Source organism: Paraburkholderia sp., assembly GCF_036488795.1.
Lineage (GTDB): Bacteria > Pseudomonadota > Gammaproteobacteria > Burkholderiales > Burkholderiaceae > Paraburkholderia.
Map to the genome: position 1 here is coordinate 22107 of NZ_DASXHA010000084.1, position 20127 is coordinate 42233.

Consider the following 20127-nt stretch of genomic DNA (forward strand, 5'->3'; position numbering starts at 1 on the left):
TCATGGCAATCCGGGGACTCTTGTGGCTCGCTTTCCTGTTCGTCGTCGCGGTCGCGCTGGCCACGGTCGGCCGCTTCGACATGGGGCAGGTGCTGCTCGTCTATCCGCCGTATCGCGTGGATATTTCGCTGAACCTGTTCGTGGTCGGGCTGGTGGTGCTGTTCATCGTGATGTATGCGCTGTTGCGCATCGTGCGCAACATCTGGCGCATGCCGCAGCGCGTGGCCGCGTACCGGGCCCGTTCGCGCGTCGCGAAGGCGCATGCGGCCTTGCGTGATGCGATCGGAAATCTGTACGCGGGGCGGTTCTCGCGCGCTGAAAAGGCGGCGCGCGACGCGCTCGCCAACGGCGACAATAAGGGCGCGGCGGGCCTCGTGGCGGCGACGGCCGCGCATCGGATGCACGAGTATGCGCGACGCGACGAATGGCTCGCCAAGATCGACGAACCCGACTGGCAGGACGCACGCCTGATGGCCACCGCCGACATGCGTGCCGACGGCCGCGACGCCGACGGCGCACTCACCGCCTTGACGGAGATGCAGTCGCAAGGCGGCCGCCGCATCCACGCGCAGCAGATCATGTTGCGCGCGCAACAGCAATTGAAGAACTGGAGCGAAGTGCTCAAGCTCGTCAAGACGCTGGAGAAGCGCGAGGCGATTCACCCCGCGGTGGCCGTGCGGCTGCGTCAGCTGGCAGCGGAAAACCTGTTGCGCGACCGGCGCCACAATGCCGACGCGTTGCTGGAACTGTGGCACGCGCTGTCGCCGACCGAGCGGCATTCGCCACGTCTCGCGGACCTCGCCGCTGAGTTGCTGGTGGCGCTCAATCGTCCGCAGGATGCGCGCAAGATCGTGGAAGAAGCCCTCGCGCAAAACTGGGATGCGCGCTTGTTGCGCCGCTACCCCGACACCGCCGGCGGTGATGCGTTGCCGCTGATCCAGAAGGCCGAAGCGTGGCAGAAGGATCGTCCGGACGATGCGGACCTGATGTTCGCGCTGGGGCGCCTGTGTCTGCACCAGCAGTTGTGGGGCAAGGCGCAGTCGTTCCTTGAAACCGCGCTGAAACTCGCCGACAACGAGACGCTGAAGATTCGCTCGCACCGGGCATTGGCGCGTCTGCACGAGCAACTGGGCGACACCGAGAAGGCAAGCCAGCACTATCGCGAAAGCGCGCTGGCGATGAATGTGGTTTGAACCTGAGCGACTGACGGTGCCGTCTTGACGCACTGCCTGACGGGCGATGCCACGACCTGCTCAGGCTGAGGCCCCCGCAGAGTAATCTGCGGGGGCCTTGCTCATTTTTGGGTTCTCGCTGCGGCGCTTGCGTAAGTGTCAAACGCAGCGCCCGCCGTCCACTTCCAGACACACGCCAGTGATGAACTCGGCTTCATCCGACGCCAGGTAAAGGCAAGCGTTGGCCACATCCTGCGGCGTCGAAAAGCGGCCGAGCGGAATACCGGCCAGGAAGCGCTGACGGTTCTCGGGCGTGTCTTCGACGCCCATGAATTCCGACAGCAGTCCGGTTTCGCCCATGACCGGATTCACGCAATTCACACGTATGCGGTCCGGACCGAGTTCGGCGGCGAGCGCCTTGCTCGCAATGATCACCGCCCCCTTGCTGCCGTTGTACCAGATGAGACCAGGCCGGGGCCGCACCCCCGCGGTCGATGCGATATTCAGGAACACGCCGCCGCCTTGTTCGCGGAAATACGGCACGAATGCCTGCACGCTCCAATAGATGCTCTTCACGTTGACCGCGTAGACGCGATCGAACTCGGCCTCCGTGACATCGAGCACCGGCTTGTTGCGATGCGTGGTGCCCGCATTGTTGACGACGATCTGCACACTGCCGAAATCTTCCAGCGCCGCTTCACGCAGACGGGTCCAGTCGTCGCTGCGGGTGACGTCGCCCGTCACCGCAATCGCCTTGCCGCCGGCCAGCGCTATTTCGCTTGCGACGCGCTCGGCCGCCGCACCGTTCATATCGTTGATCACCACGTTCGCGCCTTCGCGCGCATAGGTCTTCGCAATGCCTTCGCCGAAACCCGAGCCGCCACCCGTGACGATGGCCGTTTTCCCTGTCAACCGCATGATGTCTCCGTTGTTGTCAGTACTGAGTTCGTGTGCCTGCCGGTTTGCCTGCGGGTTGCCTTGAGGCGTTGCCTCGCGCGTTGCACAAGACGACGTGCTAGCCGTGCCGGATCGCAACCGTCTTCAACACCGTGAAGCCGTACAGCGCCTCGAAGCCCTTTTCGCGCCCGTGTCCGGAATGCTTGACGCCGCCGAAGGGCAATTCGACGCCGCCGCCCGCGCCGTAGTTGTTGATGAACACCTGGCCCGAGCGCACGCGTCTTGCGAGGCGCAACTGGCGGGCGCCGTCGCGCGTCCAGATGCCCGCGACCAGTCCGTATGCCGTGCCGTTGGCGAGTGCGACGGCTTCGTCTTCATCCGTGAAGGACATGGCGGCCAGCACCGGGCCGAACACTTCGTCGCGCGCGAGGCGGTGGTCTGGGGGCACGTCGCGCAGCAGCGTGGGCGCCTGGTAGAACCCGGTCTCCGGGGCCTCGGGGATCACTTCGCCGTGCGCGGCCATGGCGATGCCGTCATGCTGGGCATCTGACAGAAAATCCCAGACGCGCCGCTGTTGCCTCGCGCTGATGAGCGGTCCGCAATCCAGGTCCGCATGCGAAGGCCCGACCCGCAATGCATGGAAGGCGGAGCCGAGTCGGTCCAGCAGCGGCTCGTAGATCGGTCGCTCGATCAATACGCGGCTGCCTGCCGAGCAGGTCTGCCCGGCGTTCTGCACGATGGCCGAGACGAGCACCGGCAGTGCGGCGTCGAGGTCGGCATCGGCGAACACGATTTGCGGCGACTTGCCGCCCAGTTCGAGCGTGACCGGCACGTGATTTTCCGCAGCCATCTGCGTGACCAGCTTGCCGGTTTCCGGCGAGCCGGTGAACGAGATGTGATCGATGCCCGGATGACGCGCGAGCGCCGCACCCGCTTCGTGTCCGTAGCCGCTCACGACGTTCAGCGTGCCGGGCGGCAAGCCCGCTTCGGCAGCCAGTTCGGCAACCCGCAGCACCGACAGGCACGCGTCTTCCGCCGGCTTCACGACGCACGCGTTGCCGGTTGCCAGCGCCGCGCCGACGCTGCGGCCGAAGATCTGCATTGGATAATTCCACGGCACGATATGTCCGGTGACACCGTGCGGCTCGCGCACCGTAAAGACCGTGTAACCCGTTTGATAGGGCAGGGTCTCGCCGTGCAGCTTGTCGGCGGCGCCCGCGTAAAACTCGAAATAGCGTGCGAGTGCCGCGGCATCCGCGCGTGCCTGGCGCAGCGGTTTGCCGGTGTCGCGTGCTTCGATTTGCGCGAGCTCGTCGTGACAGGCGGCCACCAGCATGGACAGCCGGTATAGCACGCGGCCGCGTTCCGCCGCGCTGGCCGCGCCCCACGGGCCTTCGAAGGCGCGCCGGGCGGCTTGCACCGCGGCCTCGATATCCGCGCCGGTGCCGCGGGCCAATTGCGCGAAGGGCTGTCCGTCGGAGGGGTCGAGCACCGGAATGGTCTCGCCGCCTGCCGGGCCGACCCATTCGCCATTGATGAAGTGTTTCGCTTCGTCCATATACGCTCCTGGCTAAAGCTGCGTGAATCTGAAGGCCGTGCCGAGCGGCGCCGCTTGCTGGGGGCGCAAGGCCGCGCGCTCTTGCAACGATTATCGCGCCGATCCTTCGACGGCTGCCATCGGCCGATTGGCTATAATGACGTATTCCGCACTTCCGGCCACGCTGTTGTGCCTGACCTTGATCAGGCGCTGCGTCGCGCGCCGTGTTCCGAATTTCATCCTGTTCAGAGAGCGCTCATGAGCTTCAATCACGTCCCCGCAGGCAAAGACCTTCCGCAAGATTTCAACGTCATCATCGAAATCCCCGCGCAAAGCGATCCGGTGAAGTACGAGGCAGACAAGGATCTGGGCCTGCTCGTCGTCGACCGTTTCATCAGCACCGGCATGCGTTATCCGGCCAACTACGGCTTCATTCCGCAGACGCTGTCCGGTGACGGCGACCCGGTCGACGTGCTGGTGATCACGCCGTTTCCGCTGCTGGCCGGCTCGGTCGTGCGTGCTCGCGCGCTCGGCATGCTGCAAATGACGGACGAGTCGGGCGTCGACGCGAAGCTGATCGCCGTGCCGCACGACAAGGTCTGCCCGATGACGGCGAGCCTGAAGTCGATCGACGACGTGCCGGCGTATCTGAAGGACCAGATCAAGCACTTCTTCGAGCAATACAAGGCGCTCGAAAAAGGCAAGTGGGTGAAGGTCGAAGGTTGGGCGGATGTCGAAGCCGCTCACAAGGAAATCAGCGAAGGCGTGGCGAACTACAAGAAGTAAGCCCGTCCGGTCTTTGCGGACCGTAGCCAGATAGCAAAAACCGCGCGTGCCCGTCAGGGCCGCGCGGTTTTTTCATGGTGCGCGCTTCGCGCCGTGCGTCACTCGCGGTCACCGGGGACCGCGCGCATAGACCGGCAAAGCAAGGCTATGCGTCCTGAGCCGACTGGCCGGCAAGCCCTTCTGGGTCTTCTTCAGCAACGGCAACAGCGAGCACCACCGGCACCACAGAGTCCAAGGTACGGACACCCGCCGCCAACGCCCGCTTTTCCCCGGCCGGCAACCGCTTGACGAAGTATTCCGCCCGCGAGGCGCTGGAACGATCCGCGAGTTCGAACGACGCCAGCACGTGCAGCGGCTTGCGCGAGCGGGTATAGCGCGCGCCCGTGCCGTTGAGGTGTTTTTCGAAGCGCGCCTGCACGTCGATGGCGATACCGGTATAGACGCTACCGTCGGCGCATTCGATCAGATAAAGAAACCACGGCATGAGTGTGGCGAACAGTTGTAGCGGAGGAAAGGGCCGCGGCGCTCCGGTGGGTCGCGGCGGCTTGCGTGCGCAAGTGTCCCATATAAAAACGCCCGCGTGGATCCGGGCGTTTCGCGTAGCTAACTCCTGAACGGGTTATGGTCCCGCAATTCATCCACATACGCGTGGATGCTATTCGCTTCGCTGTCGAGAAAGCGTGCCACTGCATCGGAAAATGCCGGGTGCGCAAGCCAGTGCGTCGAGCGCGTGACAGTCGGCAAAAAGCCGCGGGCCATCTTGTGCTCGCCTTGCGCGCCGCCTTCGAACACCCCCAGTTTCTCTTCGATGCAAAACTCGAGCGGCTGGTAATACGCGGTCTCGAAGTGCAGGCAGGGCACATGTTCGAGCGCGCCCCAGTAGCGGCCGTATAGCGTCCCGCCGGTCTTCTCGTCGCGCTGATAGATCACCAGCGAACTGGCGATCGGCTTGCCCTCATACTCCGCGATCACGAGCAGCAGGTTTTCCGGCATGGTCGCGCCGATCGTGCGGAAAAAGTCCAGGTTCAGGTACGGACTCGAAAAGTGCTCGCGGTAAGTCTGCTTGTAGCACTTCGCAAAGAAGCGCCAGTCGGCGTCCGTGGCGTCTTCGCCGCGCACCCGTCGCATTGTGATGCCGGCGTCGTGCACCTTGCGGCGCTCGGCGCGAATGTTCTTGCGTTTTTTCTGCTCGAGCGTCGAAAGGAAGTCGTCGAAGTCGCGATAGCCGTCGTTCAGCCAATGAAACTGCACGCCTTCGCGCTGCATCATGCCCATTTCGGTGAGCGTTTCCGCCTCGGCCGCGGTTGGAAACAGCACGTGCAGCGACGACACGTCCGCCTGTTCCGCGAACGCCATCAGCGTGGCTGCGAGGTGGCGCAGCGCGAGTGGATCCGCGGCCAGCAGCCGGTTGCCTTGCACCGGCGTGAACGGCACGGCGCACAACAGCTTCGGATAGTAGGGCAGGCCGTTGCGCTTGTAGGCGTCGGCCCAGGCCCAGTCGAACACATACTCACCGTACGAGTGCCCTTTCAGATACACGGGGGCGGCGGCGGCGAGCCGCCCGCTGCGCGGATCGGTCAGCGTGACGAATTGGGGCGCCCAGCCGGTATCGGCGACGGCGGATTTGCTCGCGTGCAGCGCGCTCAGGAACTCGTGCCGCAGAAACGGCGTGGGTTGCGACTGGCTGGCGAGCAGGGCGTTCCATTCGGCGGCGTCCACCTCGGAGGGCGACGCCAGAATGCCCGTGCGATAATCAAAGCGTTCCTGGTTCAATCTGTTTGACTGTTTCCGATCTGAGCGACGCACTGCGTCTAGCGGTGCGTCGTTCGTTTGTCCGTGTATGTCGAGTTTGTCTGTTCCGTCGAGCCAGCTGGCCGCCGCAACCGGCAAGCCGCGCGGCTTGCCACCGATCCTGCCATGAAGACCCGAATCGCTCTTGCTCAACTCAATGTCACCGTCGGCGATTTCGCCGGCAACGTCGCGAAGATCGTCGACGCGGCCCGCGCCGCGCACAACGATGGTGCGAAGCTACTGATCGCACCGGAACTCGCGCTCTCCGGCTATCCCCCCGAAGACCTGCTGCTGCGCCCGGCGTTCTACGCCGCGAGCGCCGCGGCACTGGCCGATCTCGCCGCGCAACTCAAGCCGTTCACTGGACTGCACGTGGTGGTGGGCCATCCGCATCGCGACGCCGCGCACGGCCATGGTAAAGCAAACGCGCCAATCGAGCGCGGCGTGCCGCCAGTCGACACGTTCAACGCGGCCTCGCTGATCGTCGACGGTGAAGTGAAAGGCACCTACCTGAAGCAGGATCTGCCCAACAGCGAAGTGTTCGACGAGAAGCGCTATTTCGCCTCGGACCCGAAGCCGTTTGTGTTCGCTCTGGACGGCATCAAGTACGGCGTCGTGATCTGCGAGGACGTCTGGCATGCGCCGGCCGCGCAGCAGGCCAAGGCGGCGGGCGCCCAGGTGCTGCTGATTCCGAACGGCTCGCCGTATCACCTGAACAAGGAAGCGGTGCGGGTCGATATCCTGCGCGCGCGGATTCGTGAGACCGGCTTGCCCATGGTCTACGTGAACATGGTCGGCGCGCAGGACGAACTGGTGTTCGACGGCGGGTCGTTCGTGCTGGACGCGCACGGTGAAATGGTCGCAAAGATGCCGCAATTCGAGGAGGGCAACGCCATCGTCGAATTCGACGGCGCGCGGCCGGTGCCCTCCAGCGTTGCGCCGGAACTGTCGGTGGAGGCGCAGGTTTATGCGGCGCTGGTGATGGGCGTGCGCGACTACATTAACAAGAACGGCTTTCCGGGCGCGATCATCGGCCTGTCGGGCGGCGTGGATTCGGCCCTGGTGCTGGCCGTGGCGTGCGACGCGCTGGGTGCCGCGCGGGTGCGCGCCGTGATGATGCCGTCACGCTACACCGCGGACATCTCCACCACCGACGCCGCCGAGATGGCGCGCCGCGTCGGCGTGCGCTACGACGAAATCGCGATTGCGCCGATGTTCGATGCGTTCCGCACGTCGCTCGCCGGCGAGTTTGCCGGCCGCGCGGAAGACGCGACGGAAGAAAACATCCAGGCGCGCATTCGCGGCACGCTGCTGATGGCGTTGTCGAACAAGTTCGGCTCCATCGTGCTGACCACCGGCAACAAGAGCGAGATGGCCGTGGGCTATTGCACGCTGTACGGCGACATGGCAGGCGGCTTCGCGGTCATCAAGGACATTGCGAAGACGCTGGTGTACCGGCTTTGCCACTATCGCAACGCGGCGACGACCTTCGCGACCCGCGACGTCATTCCGGAGCGCATTCTCACGCGCGCGCCGTCCGCCGAGCTGCGCGAGAACCAGACCGACCAGGACAGCTTGCCGCCGTATGAAGTGCTCGACGCCATCATGCGCATGTACATGGAAGAGGACCGCTCGCTCGCGGAGATCATCGCGGCGGGTTACGCGGTGGAAGACGTGAAGCGCGTCACGCGTCTGATCAAGATCAACGAATACAAGCGGCGTCAGGCGCCGATCGGCATTCGCGTGACGCACCGCGCGTTCGGCCGCGACTGGCGTTATCCGATCACGTCGCGTTACACCGAGCCGGTGGAGTAAACGCCAGGTTCCGCGCGCGCCGGAAAGTCCGCAAGGCATCCGGCGCAGCGTAGAATCAAAGCTATCTATTCCCTTTCGATTCCCCGAACTATCCGATAAGAGACGAGGCACGCCATGAAGCGTATTACTGCAGTCATCAAACCGTTCAAGCTCGACGAAGTGCGCGAAGCGCTCGCAGAAGTGGGTCTGACGGGCCTGACGGTTACCGAAGTCAAAGGCTTCGGGCGTCAGAAAGGTCACACCGAACTGTATCGCGGCGCGGAATATGTGGTCGACTTCCTGCCGAAAGTGAAGATCGAAGTGGTGGTGGCGAACGATCAGTGCGATCAGGTGATCGACGCGATCATCGGCGCAGCGCGCACCGGCAAGATTGGCGACGGCAAGATTTTTGTCGCGGAAGTGGAGCGCGTGATCCGCATTCGCACTGGTGAGGAAAACGAAGCGGCTGTATAAGCACCGTTCGTTTGCTGACGGCGGCATCGATCCGCGCGCGGCAATAAAAAACGGTGCGATACCCTTGCGGACATCGCACCGATACGCGCCTCTCGCAGCAGCGTGAAAAAGAGTCTAAAAGATCTTGTCGTTACACCGTTCGTTTAGAACGAGTGTTGAATACCTGCGTACACGCCGGTCTGGCTGTGGCCGTGCAGCGGGTTTTCGTTGTACGTAAGCGAGCTGCCCGAACCGCTGTTGCCGCCAGGACCTGCTGCGTTCGCGTCGAGACCGAAGTTAGCCGACTTGCTGTTCTGCACGGTCGCAACCTGGATGTCGAGCAACGTACGCTTGGACAGGTTGTAAGAACCGCCAATCGTGTAGATCGTCGCGTTGCCAGCACCGTTGTTCGCATTGACGTGGTACACGGCTGCGATCAGTGCTGCAGCCGGCGTGGCTTGCCACGTTACGCCGCCCCATTCCTGATCCGTCGTGGTCGGCGTGCCGATAGGTACACCGGTTTCACCCGAAGTACGCGCAGCCTGGTACACAGCCTGAATCTTGAACTGGCCGAGGAACACGTTGGCGCCGGCGAAGTACTCGCGACCGAAGCTGAACGGACCGTTCGGGCTGCCTGCAGCGGCGTCGCCCAGCGTACCGTTCGTGGCATTGCGGATTTCGTCATACAGACCGCGCAACTGGAACAGCGAGCTGGTGTAGGTCACTTGCAGACCGTCTTCACGACCTTGAGCCGTCGTGCCGTTGCCGTTGAAGTTCGTTGCGTTCGAGAACGCGTACTGACCGTAGACGTCAAAGCCAGCAATCTTCGGCGACTGGTACGACACGTTGTTGCTCGATTGCGGCCAGTTGCGGCCACGCACCAGCGACGCCGACGACCAGTTCGATTGACCGAACGGGTCAAAGTCCCACACGCCGTTGGAGATGAACAGTTCGCGACCGAGCAGCAGGGTACCGAACTGGTCGTTCGAGCCACCGACCGTTGCCCAACGATTGAAGAGACCGCCACCGCCAGGGCCCGTGCCGTTCACGGTGCTAAAGGAGCCTTCCAACTGGAACAGTGCCTTGTTGCCGCCACCGAGGTCTTCAACGCCCTTCATACCCCACAGGCTGGTGCCCCAGTCGCCGCTCTCAACGCGCCAACGCGACGTGGAACCGGAGTAGGTGGCATTCGGCAGGCCGCTGATGTACTCGAAACCTGCGTCCAGGCGGCCGTACAGCGTCACGCTGCTTTGTGCGTGCGCAACAACCCCGGCCGACATCAACGCCGCGGCGAGCAATACTTTCTTCATCTTCTCCTCCATACCCTGTCAAAAGAAAAACCCAGTACTACGAATGGTGTCCGGTCGCCAGAGGCGCCGAACAGAAATCTCGTACCAGGGAGACGATTGGGTGCGATCAGGGTCCCCTGTCATGACGTGTAGCGTGGGGCTATCTCTGCGTCATGCCGATCCCTCGTCGACCGGTATCTCCTCTGCGTGTTTTTGAAGTGAAACTACTTTTAATCAACTTTGTTTTGGTACTTTGGTTACTAATTTATCAAAAATACACTTCAATGTGAGAAGAAATTGGTCTTCGGTCGATCAGGTGTCTCCAAATTGCAATAGTGGTGTGTTCAGCAGCCCTGCACAGCGTCCCAAAAACAGCATGAAAGCCTTGTCTGACAAGGGAATCACGGTTCATCTGACGCAACGTTAAGGATTGCCACTATTGACGTTGAAAAACGGTCGGAGTAGGGCAAAAAAGAGGGGTGTGGAGGCCGTTTTGGGGATGATTTAGGCCCGCAAAACGCGATTTCGAAAGAAAAAAGGCGCTTTTGAAAGCGCCTTGTAATACTACAGGAACTACAGCCGGTTAGCGGCGCGTGATATGCCGCGTGGGATAGCCGTTCTCCTAAATGTTATGCCGCCTGGATGCGAATTACTTGAGACTGCCTGATAAGAACTGTTTGAGGCGCTCACTCTTCGTGTTCCTGAAGACTTCGTCCGGATGGCCTTCTTCCTCGACCCGCCCTTGATGCAGGAACATCACATGGTTCGACACATTGCGCGCGAATGCCATCTCGTGGGTGACGACGATCATCGTGCGGCCTTCTTCGGCGAGCGTCTGCATGACCTTCAGCACTTCGCCGACCAGTTCCGGGTCGAGCGCGGAGGTCGGTTCGTCGAATAGCATGACGTCCGGGTGCATCGCCAGTGCCCGCGCAATCGCGACGCGTTGCTGCTGGCCGCCCGATAGATGGGACGGATACTGCTTTTCCAGGCGTGGCGCCAGACCCACTTTCTCGAGATACTGGCGCGCGCGCTCTTCGGCTTCGCGGCGCGGCAGTCCGAGCACATTCACCGGCGCCTCGGTGATGTTCTCGAGCACATTCATGTGTGCCCACAGATTGAAGTGCTGAAACACCATCGACAGTTTGGTACGCACCCGTTGCAGCTGTTTCGGATCTGACACGCGCAGCGCGCCGCCCTTGGCGAGTTGCGTGCGGACCTCTTCGCCGTCGACGTAGATGCGCCCTGAGTTCGGTTGTTCGAGAAAGTTAATGCAACGCAGCATCGTGCTCTTGCCGGAACCGGACGAGCCGATCACGCTGATGACGTCGCCGGCGTTGGCGCGCAGCGATACGCCTTTGAGCACTTCGTTGTCGCCGTATTGTTTATGGAGCTCGTCGACGAAGAGCTTTTGCTTGCTGGTGTTCATGAATGGTGACCTTGACGGCTTATTTGCCTTGCGGCCGCAAATAGGCGAGCCAGCGGCGCTCGGCGCGGCGGAACAGCCACACGAGCGTGAAAGAGATAGCGAGGTAGAGCAGGGCGGCGATGCCGAACGCGTTGAACGACTGATAGGTCGCCGAGTTCACGTCGCGCGCAATCTTGAGGATGTCCGGCACCGTCGCGGTAAAGGCGACGGTGGTGGCGTGCAGCATCAGGATCACTTCGTTGCTGTAGTACGGCAGCGCGCGGCGCAGCGCCGACGGCAGGATCACGCGGCGGTACAGCGTGAAGGGCGACATGCCGTAGGCGCGCGCGGCTTCGATTTCGCCGTACGGCGTGGCGCGGATCGCGCCGGCGAATATTTCCGTGGTGTAGGCGCAGGTGTTCAGCGTGAAGGCGAGCAGCGTGCAATGCATGCCGTCGCGGAAGAACGCATTGGTCAGCTCGTGATTGCGGATCACTTCCAGGCTATAGAGACCGGTATAGCAGAGCAGCAGTTGCACGTAGAGCGGCGTGCCGCGAAAGATATACGTATACAGCCACACGAGGCCCGCCAGCCACTTCTTCTTCGACACGCGCGCGACCGACAACGGAACGGACAGGCAGAAGCCGAGGCCGATCGACACCACCAGCAGCCACAGTGTGATGGCAAGGCCGGTGAAGCGAAAACCGTCTGTGTAGAGGTAGTTGCGCCAGTATTCCTGAATGATCTCGATCATAGGTCCGCCTTTCGTACGCCGGTCGAGTAGCGCTTTTCGAGGTACATCAGCACGAAGTTCGAGACCGTGGTGATGACGAGGTAGATGGCCCCTGCCAGCAGGGTGAAGAAGAAGAACCGCAGGGTGCCCTTGCCGGCGTCCTGCGAGGCTTTCACGACGTCGGCGAGACCGATGATCGACACCAGCGCCGTTGCTTTCACCATCACCTGCCAGTTGTTGCCGATGCCGGGCAGCGCGAAGCGCATCATCTGCGGGAACATGATCCGGGAAAACACCTGCCAGCCGGTCATGCCGTACGCGGCGCCGGCTTCGAGCTGGCCGCGCGGCACGGCGAGGAAAGCGCCGCGGAAGGTCTCGGTGAAATACGCGCCGTAGATGAAGCCGAGCACCGCGACGCCGGCCACGAACGGGTCGATGTCGATCTGATCCCAGCCGAGCACGTCGGTCAGGTCGTTCAGCCAGATCTGCATGCTATAGAAGAGCAGCAGCATCAGCACGAGGTCGGGGACGCCGCGCACGAGAGTCGTATAGAGCGTGCCCACGCTGTATGAGAAGCGGTTTTTCGACAGTTTTGCCGCGGCGCCGAGAAGGCCGAGCACAAATGCGAACGCCAGTGACAGCACCGCCAGTTTGACGGTCTGCCAGGTGCCGTTGAGGAGCAGCGGGCCGTAGCCTTGAAGGAACATATGGGGTCCTTGACGATGCGCGGATGTGCACCGCAAAAGACGCGGTCTGCCCGCGCCGCGTGGGTCCGGGTCTTTGCCTGAGCCCGGCTGGTCCGCGTGGCGCACAGCGCGCCGCTGTGCAATTCATGACTGACTCGCCGTGCTCCTTGCGTGGAGCTGCGTGGCGCGACTGGCTGCCCGAACCGACTGGACTGCCTGTCGTACCGTTGCCGGCGGGACAGCGCGTTTTCCGACTGTATTACGAAGCTCGCGGCAGGCCCATGCGGGTCCGTCCCGAGTTCCGGATGCTTCGGGGTGTCTGGAAGCCTTTGAGCTGGCCGACGAACGGGCCCGCGAGGGCTGCCGCTTCAATGGGCGGGTAGCGGGCGTCGAAGCCGGCGCGCGCGGTTTTGCACGCCGTCACGCTCGCCCCGGTGGTGATGACGTCAAGCGCCACGCACACTGCGAACTTCTTCATGTCTCTCCATGCAAGCGGGTTGCCGATCGGATCGGTCATCCTGATGTCGCGCTCTGCCGACGCTCACCGGCCTGCGGCAAGCCGTCGCTATTCTAGGCGGTCAAAATTGTCGTGCCGGATCGGCGTTGCCCCGCGGGACTGGCGGTCCGATGGGGTCGCGCGGCCGAGTCCGCCCGAAAAGCGCGGTATTTTACCCGAAGCGGCGCAGCAACAACCGCAACGCTGTGCAAGTGTTGCTTTGGCATTGCAGGATCGTTGCACCCGCCGAGCCTCTGCACCGCTCGCCGCGCTCGAGCCGATTGCGCGCATTTATGGAACGATCCGGTGCACCCGTACGGGTTGTTCCTGGGGCCGCGCGCCCATACATTCTGGTCATCGCAACGCATTGACCGGGAGAACCCTGATGATCGAAATTCGCCGCTCCGCAGAACGAGGTCACGCCAACCATGGCTGGCTCGATTCGTATCACAGCTTCTCGTTTGCGGATTACTACGACCCGGACCATATGCACTTCGGACCGCTGCGCGTGATCAACGAGGACCGCATCGCGGGCGGCAAAGGCTTCGGCACGCACGGGCATCGCGATATGGAGATCGTCACCTACGTGCTCGACGGCGCGCTCGCGCATCGCGACAGCATGGGTAATGGCTCGACCATCCGGCACGGCGACGTGCAGCGCATGAGCGCGGGCACGGGCGTGATGCATAGCGAGTTCAACGCCTCCGCGGACGAGCCGGTGCATCTGCTGCAGATCTGGGTCTTGCCGCAGCGCGCGGGCGACCAGCCCGGCTACGAAGAAAAGCGCTTCGACGCCGCCGACAAGCGCGGCCGTCTGCGTGTGGTCGCATCGCCCGATGGCCGCGACGGTTCGGTGACGATCCACGCGGATACGTCGATCTATGCCGCATTGCTTGACGGCACCGAAGAGGCGAAATTTGCGCTGGAAAAGGGTCGGCGCGCGTACGTGCATGTGGCGCGCGGTTCGCTCACGGTGAACGGCGAAGCGCTCGTTGCGGGCGATGCGGCCATGATCGTCGATGCTGGGACGGTGACCCTGAACCAGGGCGATGCCGCTGAAGTGCTGCTGTTCGATCTCGGCGCGCTGAATGCCTGAGCGCGGTTGCATGCGCAGGTGAGTCGGCCTGAGCGCAGCGCAGCAGATGAAACGCCACGGAAGATTCTTCCGTGGCGTTTCCGTTTTGACGGCAGGCGCGACGCTTGACGAGTCACCGCTGACAACAATCAACGGCGAACCAGGCGCCACGCCCCGCGCTGGTCTCCTGCACTGACTGCATACTTCCGGCTGGGTACGGCCTGCTGCCTACCGCTTACCGCTTGATGCGACTTACTGTGCAGCGGCGGGCGCCGACGCGGCACCCTTGCCATGTTCCCAATGCTGGCGCATCTTTTCATGGCGCGCTTCCATCTTCGCCCAGTGTTGCTTGAGCGCGGTGCTGACGATGGTTTTCTGTTGGTCGTTCAGGCCGTTATAGAAGTTGAGCCATGCCGTCATGGTCTGCTCGCGCAGTTGATGATCCTGTTCCGCGGCCTTCTGATGCGCGTCGTGCAGCGCATTCAGATCGAGGATGGGCTGTTGCTGCATGGACTTCATCTGCTCATGCATCTGCTTGTGGTTCGCGCGCGCGGTTTCACGATTCTGTTTCATCGTGTCGAGCGCGGCTTGCCATTGCTTTTCCTGATCCGCGTTCAGGTTCAGCTCGCCATGCAACTTGTTCATGTCTTGCATGAAGTGGTCGTGGTGCCAGCCGCCGGGACCGCCGGGACCACCCGGCTGGGCGGCGTATGCTGCACCCAGACCGATCGTAATGGAAGCTGCAGCGACAGCGACGAAGCGTGACATTTTTGTGGACATGAATGGCTCCTTGTAATGGAATAGCCGACGATGCGAACACGGCAAACAGCACGCGCTGCATTCGGTAAGTCACAGCGTAGAGATCCGCGGACTTTGCTGTGTTACGCGAACTCCGGCGGCTATTACGCGACATTACGTGCGCCTTTCGTCGTAACACCCGGTAACCCTTTGAGGGCGGTCCGGCCCGGTAACCCCATCTCGTGCGCGTTAAACTTCATCCCATGGCTACTCAAATACTTGTCGTCGATGACGACGTCGAACTTCGCGATCTGCTGCGCGACTATCTGGCTCGTCAGGGCATCGAAGTGTCGGTGCTGCACGACGCCGGCTCGCTCGAGCGGCGGCTCGAACGCGAGCGTCCCGATCTGATCGTGCTGGACCTGATGATGCCGGGCGTGGACGGCCTGACGGCGCTGCGCAAACTCCGTGCGTCGGGTGACGACATCCCGGTCATCATGCTGACTGCGCGCGCGGACGACGTGGACCGCATCGTCGGTCTGGAACTCGGTGCGGACGACTACCTCGGCAAGCCGTTCAACCCGCGTGAACTGCTGGCGCGCGTGCAGGCCGTGTTGCGGCGGCGCCGCACGCTGCCGTCGGCGGCGGCGCCGGAACAGCGCGAGCCGTTTTCGTTCGGCCGCTTCACGCTGGATTTCCAGTCGCGTACGCTGAATCTGGAAGACAAGCCGCTCACGTTGTCGGGCAGCGAATTCGCCCTACTAAAGATTTTCGTCAATCACCCCATGCGCACGCTGACCCGTGAGCGCCTGCTCGAATTGCTGCACGGTCCGGAATACGACGGCACCGACCGCGGCATCGACGTGCAGGTGTGGCGTCTGCGCCGCATCCTCGAATCCGATCCGTCCACTCCGCGTTTCATTCAGACCGTGCGTGGTCGCGGCTACGTGTTCGTGCCCGATGGCGAACAGCATGCGCCGACCCATTGATTCGCTGTTTGGGCGGCTCGCGTTGCTGGTCGTCGTGGTGCTCCTGCTGTCGCATTTCGCGGGCTACGTGATGTTCCGCCTGGAGCGCAACCAGTTTCAGAGCCGCTATGCGGTTGAAGAGGCGACCTTCCTCGTCGACGCCGTGCGCCAGCACGTCGCGACCTCGCCCAATCAGCCGTTGCCATCACGCGTACGTCTGGTCGACCCGGCCAGCCAGAATGTGCCGCCGCCACCGCAAGACTCCAGTTCGCCGCTGAACCGTTTCGTCGACGACGTGCGTGAGCGCATGCCGCCGGGCACTCAGGTGCGTCTGGGCGACCCGGGCAAGCCGCCCGAGCTATGGGTGCACGAACCGGCCGACCATAGCTGGATCGTGGTGCCCGTGCAGCCGCTGCGGCCGCCGCGTTCGGTCGACCGCATGGTGCTGTGGCTCACCATCATCATCAGCTTTGCCGTGATGGCCGCGCTGTTTGCCGCGTGGCAATTGCAACAGCCGTTGCGCTCGCTGGCGCAGGCGGTGGCGCGTTTCGGCCGCGGCCAGCCGGTGCCGCCGGTCCCGGAGCGCGGACCGCGCGAGCTGCGTCAGCTGACCCACGGCTTCAACCAGATGGTGCAAGAGGTGGCGCGGACCGAGAACGATCGCGCGGTGATGCTGGCGGGTGTCGCGCACGATCTGAAGACGCCGTTGGCGCGGCTGCGGCTGCGTGCCGAAATGATGGACGAGGTGAAAGTGCGCGACGGTGTGGTGCGCGACGTCGACTCGATGACGCATATCGTCGAACAGTTTCTGGTCTTCGCCCACGACGGCGCGGACCGCAGCGAGGCAGTGGAAGTCGACACGCAGTGCGAACGCGTCGTGCGCAGCTACCGTGCGGTGGCGGCGGGCGCGCCGGGCGTGCTGACCGATCTGAAGGCAGGGGCGGGCTTCCTGTTGCCGGCCGCCACGCTCGACCGCATCCTGTCGAATCTGCTGGACAACGCCCATGCGTACGGCGCACCGCCCGTCGTGGTGGCGACCGCGCGCACGCCGTCAGGCTTCACGCTGTCGGTGCAGGACAACGGCGGGGGCATTGCCGCGCAGGATCTGATCAACGCGAGCCGGCCGTTTGTGCGGCTCGATCCGGCGCGCGGCGGCAACGGCCATAGCGGGCTGGGGCTTGCTATCGTCGAGCGGCTGGTGCGGCGCGCAGGCGGCGAATGGGAAATTGGCAACCACGGTGGGCGCGGCTTGCGCGTGCTGATGAGCTTCTCGTTCGAAGCGGTACCGAAGGCCGCTACGATGTCGGAAAGCGTCTGGTAGGCAGGTTTTGAGTTGCCGCCGGCGCCGCATTGAACCCTGGCCGGCGGCGGCTTGAAATGAGTGGCGATTCTCCGGTCAGGCCGGGGTTACTCCGAGAACAGCGTATTCAAAGCCGTGGCGGCCTCGCTGTCCACCGTGTTCCACGTCACGGTTTCCGCTTCGAAAATGTAGTGCGTCGTGTACTTGCCGAGCCGGGCGAGGATCTCCTCCTGAATCAGTTCCGGCGCCACATCCAGCTTCAGATACCAGGCAGTCGACGATAACCGCGTCTGAAACGCGCCGTACTCCGCCAGCAGATGATCGAACGCGTCAGCATCGTGATCGCGGCAAACGATGACCAGATTTCCCTTCATGCAGATCTCCCGGTAGAGCAGTGGCGACATCCTTCGTATGAAGGTTGATGATACCTGCTTCCCTTCGGGGCGTCGGTGAGGTGCGGCCGGGTGCAGCCAGCCTTGCACGCCCCAAGAAGCGCGTCACCAGGCGGTGGCGGCGGTGCGGGTGGGCGGCGCGGTGTCGTCTGGCGGCAGCGCTTCGGTGCGGTCGCGGCCGCCGGTCTTTGCGGCATAGAGCGCCATGTCGGCGCGGCTCACAATCCGCTCGGGCAGATCGTCCTCGGACAATTCGGTGATGCCGATGCTCACGCTCAGGTTGACCGACGCCGGCAGTTCGGTCGAGGGTATCGCCTTGAGCCGGTTGCGCAGTCGTTCGACCACTTCGCGGCCGCCCTCGAGTGCGGTGGCCGGCAACAGGATGCCGAATTCCTCGCCGCCCAGCCGGCCGATTGCATCGGTGGCGCGCAGTTCGGCGCGGCAGGTATCGACGAAGTGTTCGAGCGCGCGGTCGCCGGCCGCGTGGCCGAAGCGGTCGTTGATCTGCTTGAAGTGATCCAGATCGGCAATCGCCATGCACAGCGGCTCGCCGCTCGCTCGCGTGCGGTCGATCTCATGGCGCAGCAGATCGAGGAAGTAGCGGCGCGACAGTGCGCCCGTCAGCGCATCGTGGCGGGCCTCGGCGGACAGCAGCGTATTAGCCGACTGCAACTGCTCGGCGAGGTCGCGGGTAGCCCGATGGTGGCGGCGCTCGCGCACATACGACACGGTAATCACCCACGCGAGCGCCGCGGTGCCCACCAGTGTGAGAAACACCAGCAGGCGGTCGCGTTTGTGATTGCGCAGCAGCTCGGGCCATGCCGCAAGCGGATCCACGAGGTGTGCGGACAGGCCCGAATTAAGGCCGATGCGCGACTCGTAGAGCGCCGGCGAGGGCAGCGCCGTGATGCCGAATAGCTGCCCGGCGATCTCCGCCGGGACCCACGGCGCCTGGTCGCGCACCTGCCGCATGGTGGTGGCGATCTGGACGTCCGGAAAGTCCTCGCGGTGGTAGGTGTTCCTGCGCTCGGTCGGGCTCATCTGCTTCACATGCGCATTGGGTAGCGCGTGACCTTCGAGCGCGCTGTTGTGGGCCATGATGATGACGCCGTTGGTGTCGGCCACGAAGGTGCCCGCGTGCGCGACCCAGTGGCGCAAACGCGCGATGCCGACCTTGGCGACGACCGCGCCGACCAGCACGCCGTCGTCGTACACCGGCGCCGCAATGAAAATGCCCGGTTCGCCGCTCTCACGGCCGACGCCATAGGTTTCGCCGAAGGCGCCCAGCAGCGCGTTGGCCAGATAGTTGCGCGAGCGCATGTCGATGCCGACGAACGAGCGCGTCTGCGTGCTGCTGGACGACACGCAAATGCCGTTGGCGTTGACGAGCCAGATGGCGTCGAGTCCCGAGAAGCCTTGCGCGTCGTGCAGGAAGCCGCCGACGGCGGCCAGCGCCGGCGCCTTGAGCAGGGTCTCGCGCAGGGCGGCGACCGTGACGCCGCTGTTCTCGGCATAGTTCTGCGATTGCGCCAGCGCGTGCTGGACGATATCCATTTCCGCCATCGTGGCGGGAATGGCGCGCGACATGGAAAGGTCGCTGGCAATCACTTCGGCCATGTTGTCGACGATCGACATGGACATCTGCCGTTGCGCACGCAGAGCGGCTCCCAGCTCTTGCTGTACCATCCGGTCCGCGATCATGCCGGACACGAACCAGCACACGAGCACGACCAGCGCGAAGCTGAGCGGTCCGGTTGCGTGGCGCAAGGAATTCCTGTTCATCGACTCTCTGATCCGTCTGACTTTTACATGCAACAAGGTCAATCGTTGCAGCGCGCCGGCGCTGAGTCGTTCCGATGGTGACGGGTTGCGGTTTGCGGCGAGCCAGGACGGACCCGCTGTCGTCCGGGTCCGCTGCCAGGCCGCGACCGGCCACCATTGTGGATTTTAACCGCCGCGCAGCGCAACGCCATTCGTTATTGCGGATTGGCGCGCGTCATCAGGTTATTAACGACCGGACAGAGCGCTTTCTGAACGGCGTTGCGGGTTTTCCGGAGGTGACCGGCGCGCGACTCTTGCGGGCCGGCGGGACGGCTCTGGGCGCCTTGCTGCGACTCATTTGCCCCGAAAGGTTGTGCCTGAAACACAGGTTGTAGTAGTGTCGTGCCGTCCAAAACAAGGAAAACTCGCCAGCCTTCGGGTGGCGCCTGGAGTGACCGGCGGCCGGAGCGGCGGAATCGACCCAGGGGCGGTTCGCCGTGGGGCTCGGCCGCTGCCCGTCGACGTGTTGCCGCCGCTAACGAATTACCGCGCACATGCGTTTTGCCATGCCTGATTTCCGCTTTCCGGACCAGTCTTTCGGGCGCCGCAGCGGGTATGCCGCTGTTCCGGGCCGCCCGGTCAGTCATCCGGCGCCGCTCGACGCGGCTTGTTTACACGTAGCCTACGCATACAGGAAGGGCGCCTGATGGACTTCAGTTTCGATCTGAAACGTACCGCCAATGCGTCGGCATGGCGTTTGTTACCCAACGGCTGGGACTTCGTCGCCTTTCCGCTGATCATCTGCATGATCGCGATGGCGGCGATCGGCTTTCACCAGACGCTCGCGCCGA

Annotated in this window: 19 protein-coding genes and 1 pseudogene; 8 read left to right on the forward strand and 12 right to left on the reverse strand. The window is 63.5% G+C overall.

The window, feature by feature from the left end:
- Positions 1-2: 2 nt before the first annotated feature.
- On the forward strand, positions 3-1193 hold the full coding sequence (locus tag VGH41_RS11190; RefSeq protein WP_331597485.1) for a heme biosynthesis protein HemY: 1191 nt from the start codon (positions 3-5) through the stop codon (positions 1191-1193).
- A gap of 138 nt (positions 1194-1331) precedes the next feature.
- Here the strand turns inward: VGH41_RS11190 and VGH41_RS11195 are convergent, their stop codons facing one another.
- Entirely contained in the window at positions 1332-2090 is a 759-nt protein-coding gene (locus tag VGH41_RS11195; RefSeq protein ID WP_331597486.1) for an SDR family oxidoreductase, read from the reverse strand.
- Between the two features lie 97 nt (positions 2091-2187).
- A complete protein-coding gene (locus VGH41_RS11200) occupies positions 2188-3627 on the reverse strand; it encodes an aldehyde dehydrogenase family protein (RefSeq protein WP_331597487.1) in 1440 nt (479 codons plus the stop codon).
- Positions 3628-3864: 237 nt separating this feature from the next.
- Between VGH41_RS11200 and ppa the strand changes: the two genes are divergently transcribed.
- Positions 3865-4392 carry an inorganic diphosphatase gene (gene ppa, locus VGH41_RS11205; RefSeq protein ID WP_083085425.1) on the forward strand — a complete coding sequence of 176 codons (528 nt, stop codon included), beginning with the start codon at positions 3865-3867 and terminating at the stop codon, positions 4390-4392.
- Between the two features lie 145 nt (positions 4393-4537).
- Here the strand turns inward: ppa and VGH41_RS11210 are convergent, their stop codons facing one another.
- Together VGH41_RS11210 and VGH41_RS11215 are read right to left on the reverse strand one after the other, a co-directional pair.
- A complete protein-coding gene (locus VGH41_RS11210; RefSeq protein ID WP_331597488.1) occupies positions 4538-4876 on the reverse strand; it encodes a GIY-YIG nuclease family protein in 339 nt (112 codons plus the stop codon).
- Positions 4877-4995: 119 nt separating this feature from the next.
- A complete protein-coding gene (locus VGH41_RS11215; protein ID WP_331597489.1) occupies positions 4996-6165 on the reverse strand; it encodes a GNAT family N-acetyltransferase in 1170 nt (389 codons plus the stop codon).
- A gap of 144 nt (positions 6166-6309) precedes the next feature.
- Here VGH41_RS11215 and VGH41_RS11220 point away from each other — a divergent pair, with 144 nt between their 5' ends.
- The gene (locus VGH41_RS11220; protein WP_331597490.1) at positions 6310-7998 is read left to right on the forward strand and encodes an NAD+ synthase; all 1689 of its coding nucleotides are present in this window, start codon (positions 6310-6312) and stop codon (positions 7996-7998) included.
- Between the two features lie 114 nt (positions 7999-8112).
- Positions 8113-8451, forward strand: coding sequence for a P-II family nitrogen regulator (gene glnK / locus VGH41_RS11225; protein ID WP_074265470.1), 339 nt, complete (start codon positions 8113-8115; stop codon positions 8449-8451).
- 143 nt (positions 8452-8594) lie between these two features.
- On the opposite strand, the gene VGH41_RS11230 is transcribed toward glnK, so the two are convergent.
- From VGH41_RS11230 to VGH41_RS11250, 5 genes are all read right to left on the reverse strand, one after another.
- Positions 8595-9740 carry a porin gene (locus VGH41_RS11230; RefSeq protein ID WP_331597492.1) on the reverse strand — a complete coding sequence of 382 codons (1146 nt, stop codon included), beginning with the start codon at positions 9738-9740 and terminating at the stop codon, positions 8595-8597.
- A gap of 628 nt (positions 9741-10368) precedes the next feature.
- Positions 10369-11148 (reverse strand): ABC transporter ATP-binding protein, encoded by a 780-nt coding sequence (locus VGH41_RS11235; protein ID WP_331597493.1) that lies wholly within the window; start codon positions 11146-11148, stop codon positions 10369-10371.
- A 19-nt stretch (positions 11149-11167) separates the two neighbouring features.
- Positions 11168-11881: an ABC transporter permease gene (locus VGH41_RS11240; protein ID WP_331597494.1), complete on the reverse strand. Its 714-nt coding sequence runs from the start codon at positions 11879-11881 to the stop codon at positions 11168-11170.
- Positions 11878-12567: a histidine ABC transporter permease HisQ gene (locus VGH41_RS11245; protein ID WP_331597495.1), complete on the reverse strand. Its 690-nt coding sequence runs from the start codon at positions 12565-12567 to the stop codon at positions 11878-11880. Before VGH41_RS11245 ends, VGH41_RS11240 begins: the two co-directional genes overlap by 4 nt.
- 238 nt (positions 12568-12805) lie before the next feature.
- Positions 12806-13024, reverse strand: a complete 219-nt coding sequence (locus VGH41_RS11250) for a hypothetical protein (RefSeq protein ID WP_331597496.1) — start codon at positions 13022-13024, stop codon at positions 12806-12808.
- A 403-nt stretch (positions 13025-13427) separates the two neighbouring features.
- Here VGH41_RS11250 and VGH41_RS11255 point away from each other — a divergent pair, with 403 nt between their 5' ends.
- Complete coding sequence (locus VGH41_RS11255) at positions 13428-14138, forward strand: pirin family protein (protein ID WP_331597497.1); 711 nt, start codon at positions 13428-13430, stop codon at positions 14136-14138.
- Between the two features lie 231 nt (positions 14139-14369).
- Here VGH41_RS11255 and VGH41_RS11260 read toward each other — a convergent pair whose 3' ends face one another.
- On the reverse strand, positions 14370-14897 hold the full coding sequence (locus VGH41_RS11260) for a periplasmic heavy metal sensor (RefSeq protein ID WP_331597498.1): 528 nt from the start codon (positions 14895-14897) through the stop codon (positions 14370-14372).
- Between the two features lie 221 nt (positions 14898-15118).
- On the opposite strand from VGH41_RS11260, the gene VGH41_RS11265 reads away from it, so the two are divergent.
- Both VGH41_RS11265 and VGH41_RS11270 read left to right on the forward strand, forming a co-directional pair.
- Positions 15119-15844, forward strand: a complete 726-nt coding sequence (locus tag VGH41_RS11265; protein WP_331597499.1) for a response regulator — start codon at positions 15119-15121, stop codon at positions 15842-15844.
- The gene (locus VGH41_RS11270) at positions 15828-17144 is read left to right on the forward strand and encodes an ATP-binding protein (RefSeq protein WP_331597500.1); all 1317 of its coding nucleotides are present in this window, start codon (positions 15828-15830) and stop codon (positions 17142-17144) included. The genes VGH41_RS11265 and VGH41_RS11270 overlap by 17 nt, the downstream gene beginning before the upstream one ends.
- 86 nt (positions 17145-17230) lie before the next feature.
- Here the strand turns inward: VGH41_RS11270 and VGH41_RS11275 are convergent, their stop codons facing one another.
- Both VGH41_RS11275 and VGH41_RS11280 read right to left on the reverse strand, forming a co-directional pair.
- Positions 17231-17497, reverse strand: coding sequence for a hypothetical protein (locus VGH41_RS11275; protein WP_331597501.1), 267 nt, complete (start codon positions 17495-17497; stop codon positions 17231-17233).
- Between the two features lie 123 nt (positions 17498-17620).
- Positions 17621-19297 carry a diguanylate cyclase gene (locus VGH41_RS11280; RefSeq protein ID WP_331597502.1) on the reverse strand — a complete coding sequence of 559 codons (1677 nt, stop codon included), beginning with the start codon at positions 19295-19297 and terminating at the stop codon, positions 17621-17623.
- A 685-nt stretch (positions 19298-19982) separates the two neighbouring features.
- Here VGH41_RS11280 and VGH41_RS11285 point away from each other — a divergent pair.
- A pseudogene (locus tag VGH41_RS11285) lies at positions 19983-20127 on the forward strand (ABC transporter permease); the annotation flags it as partial.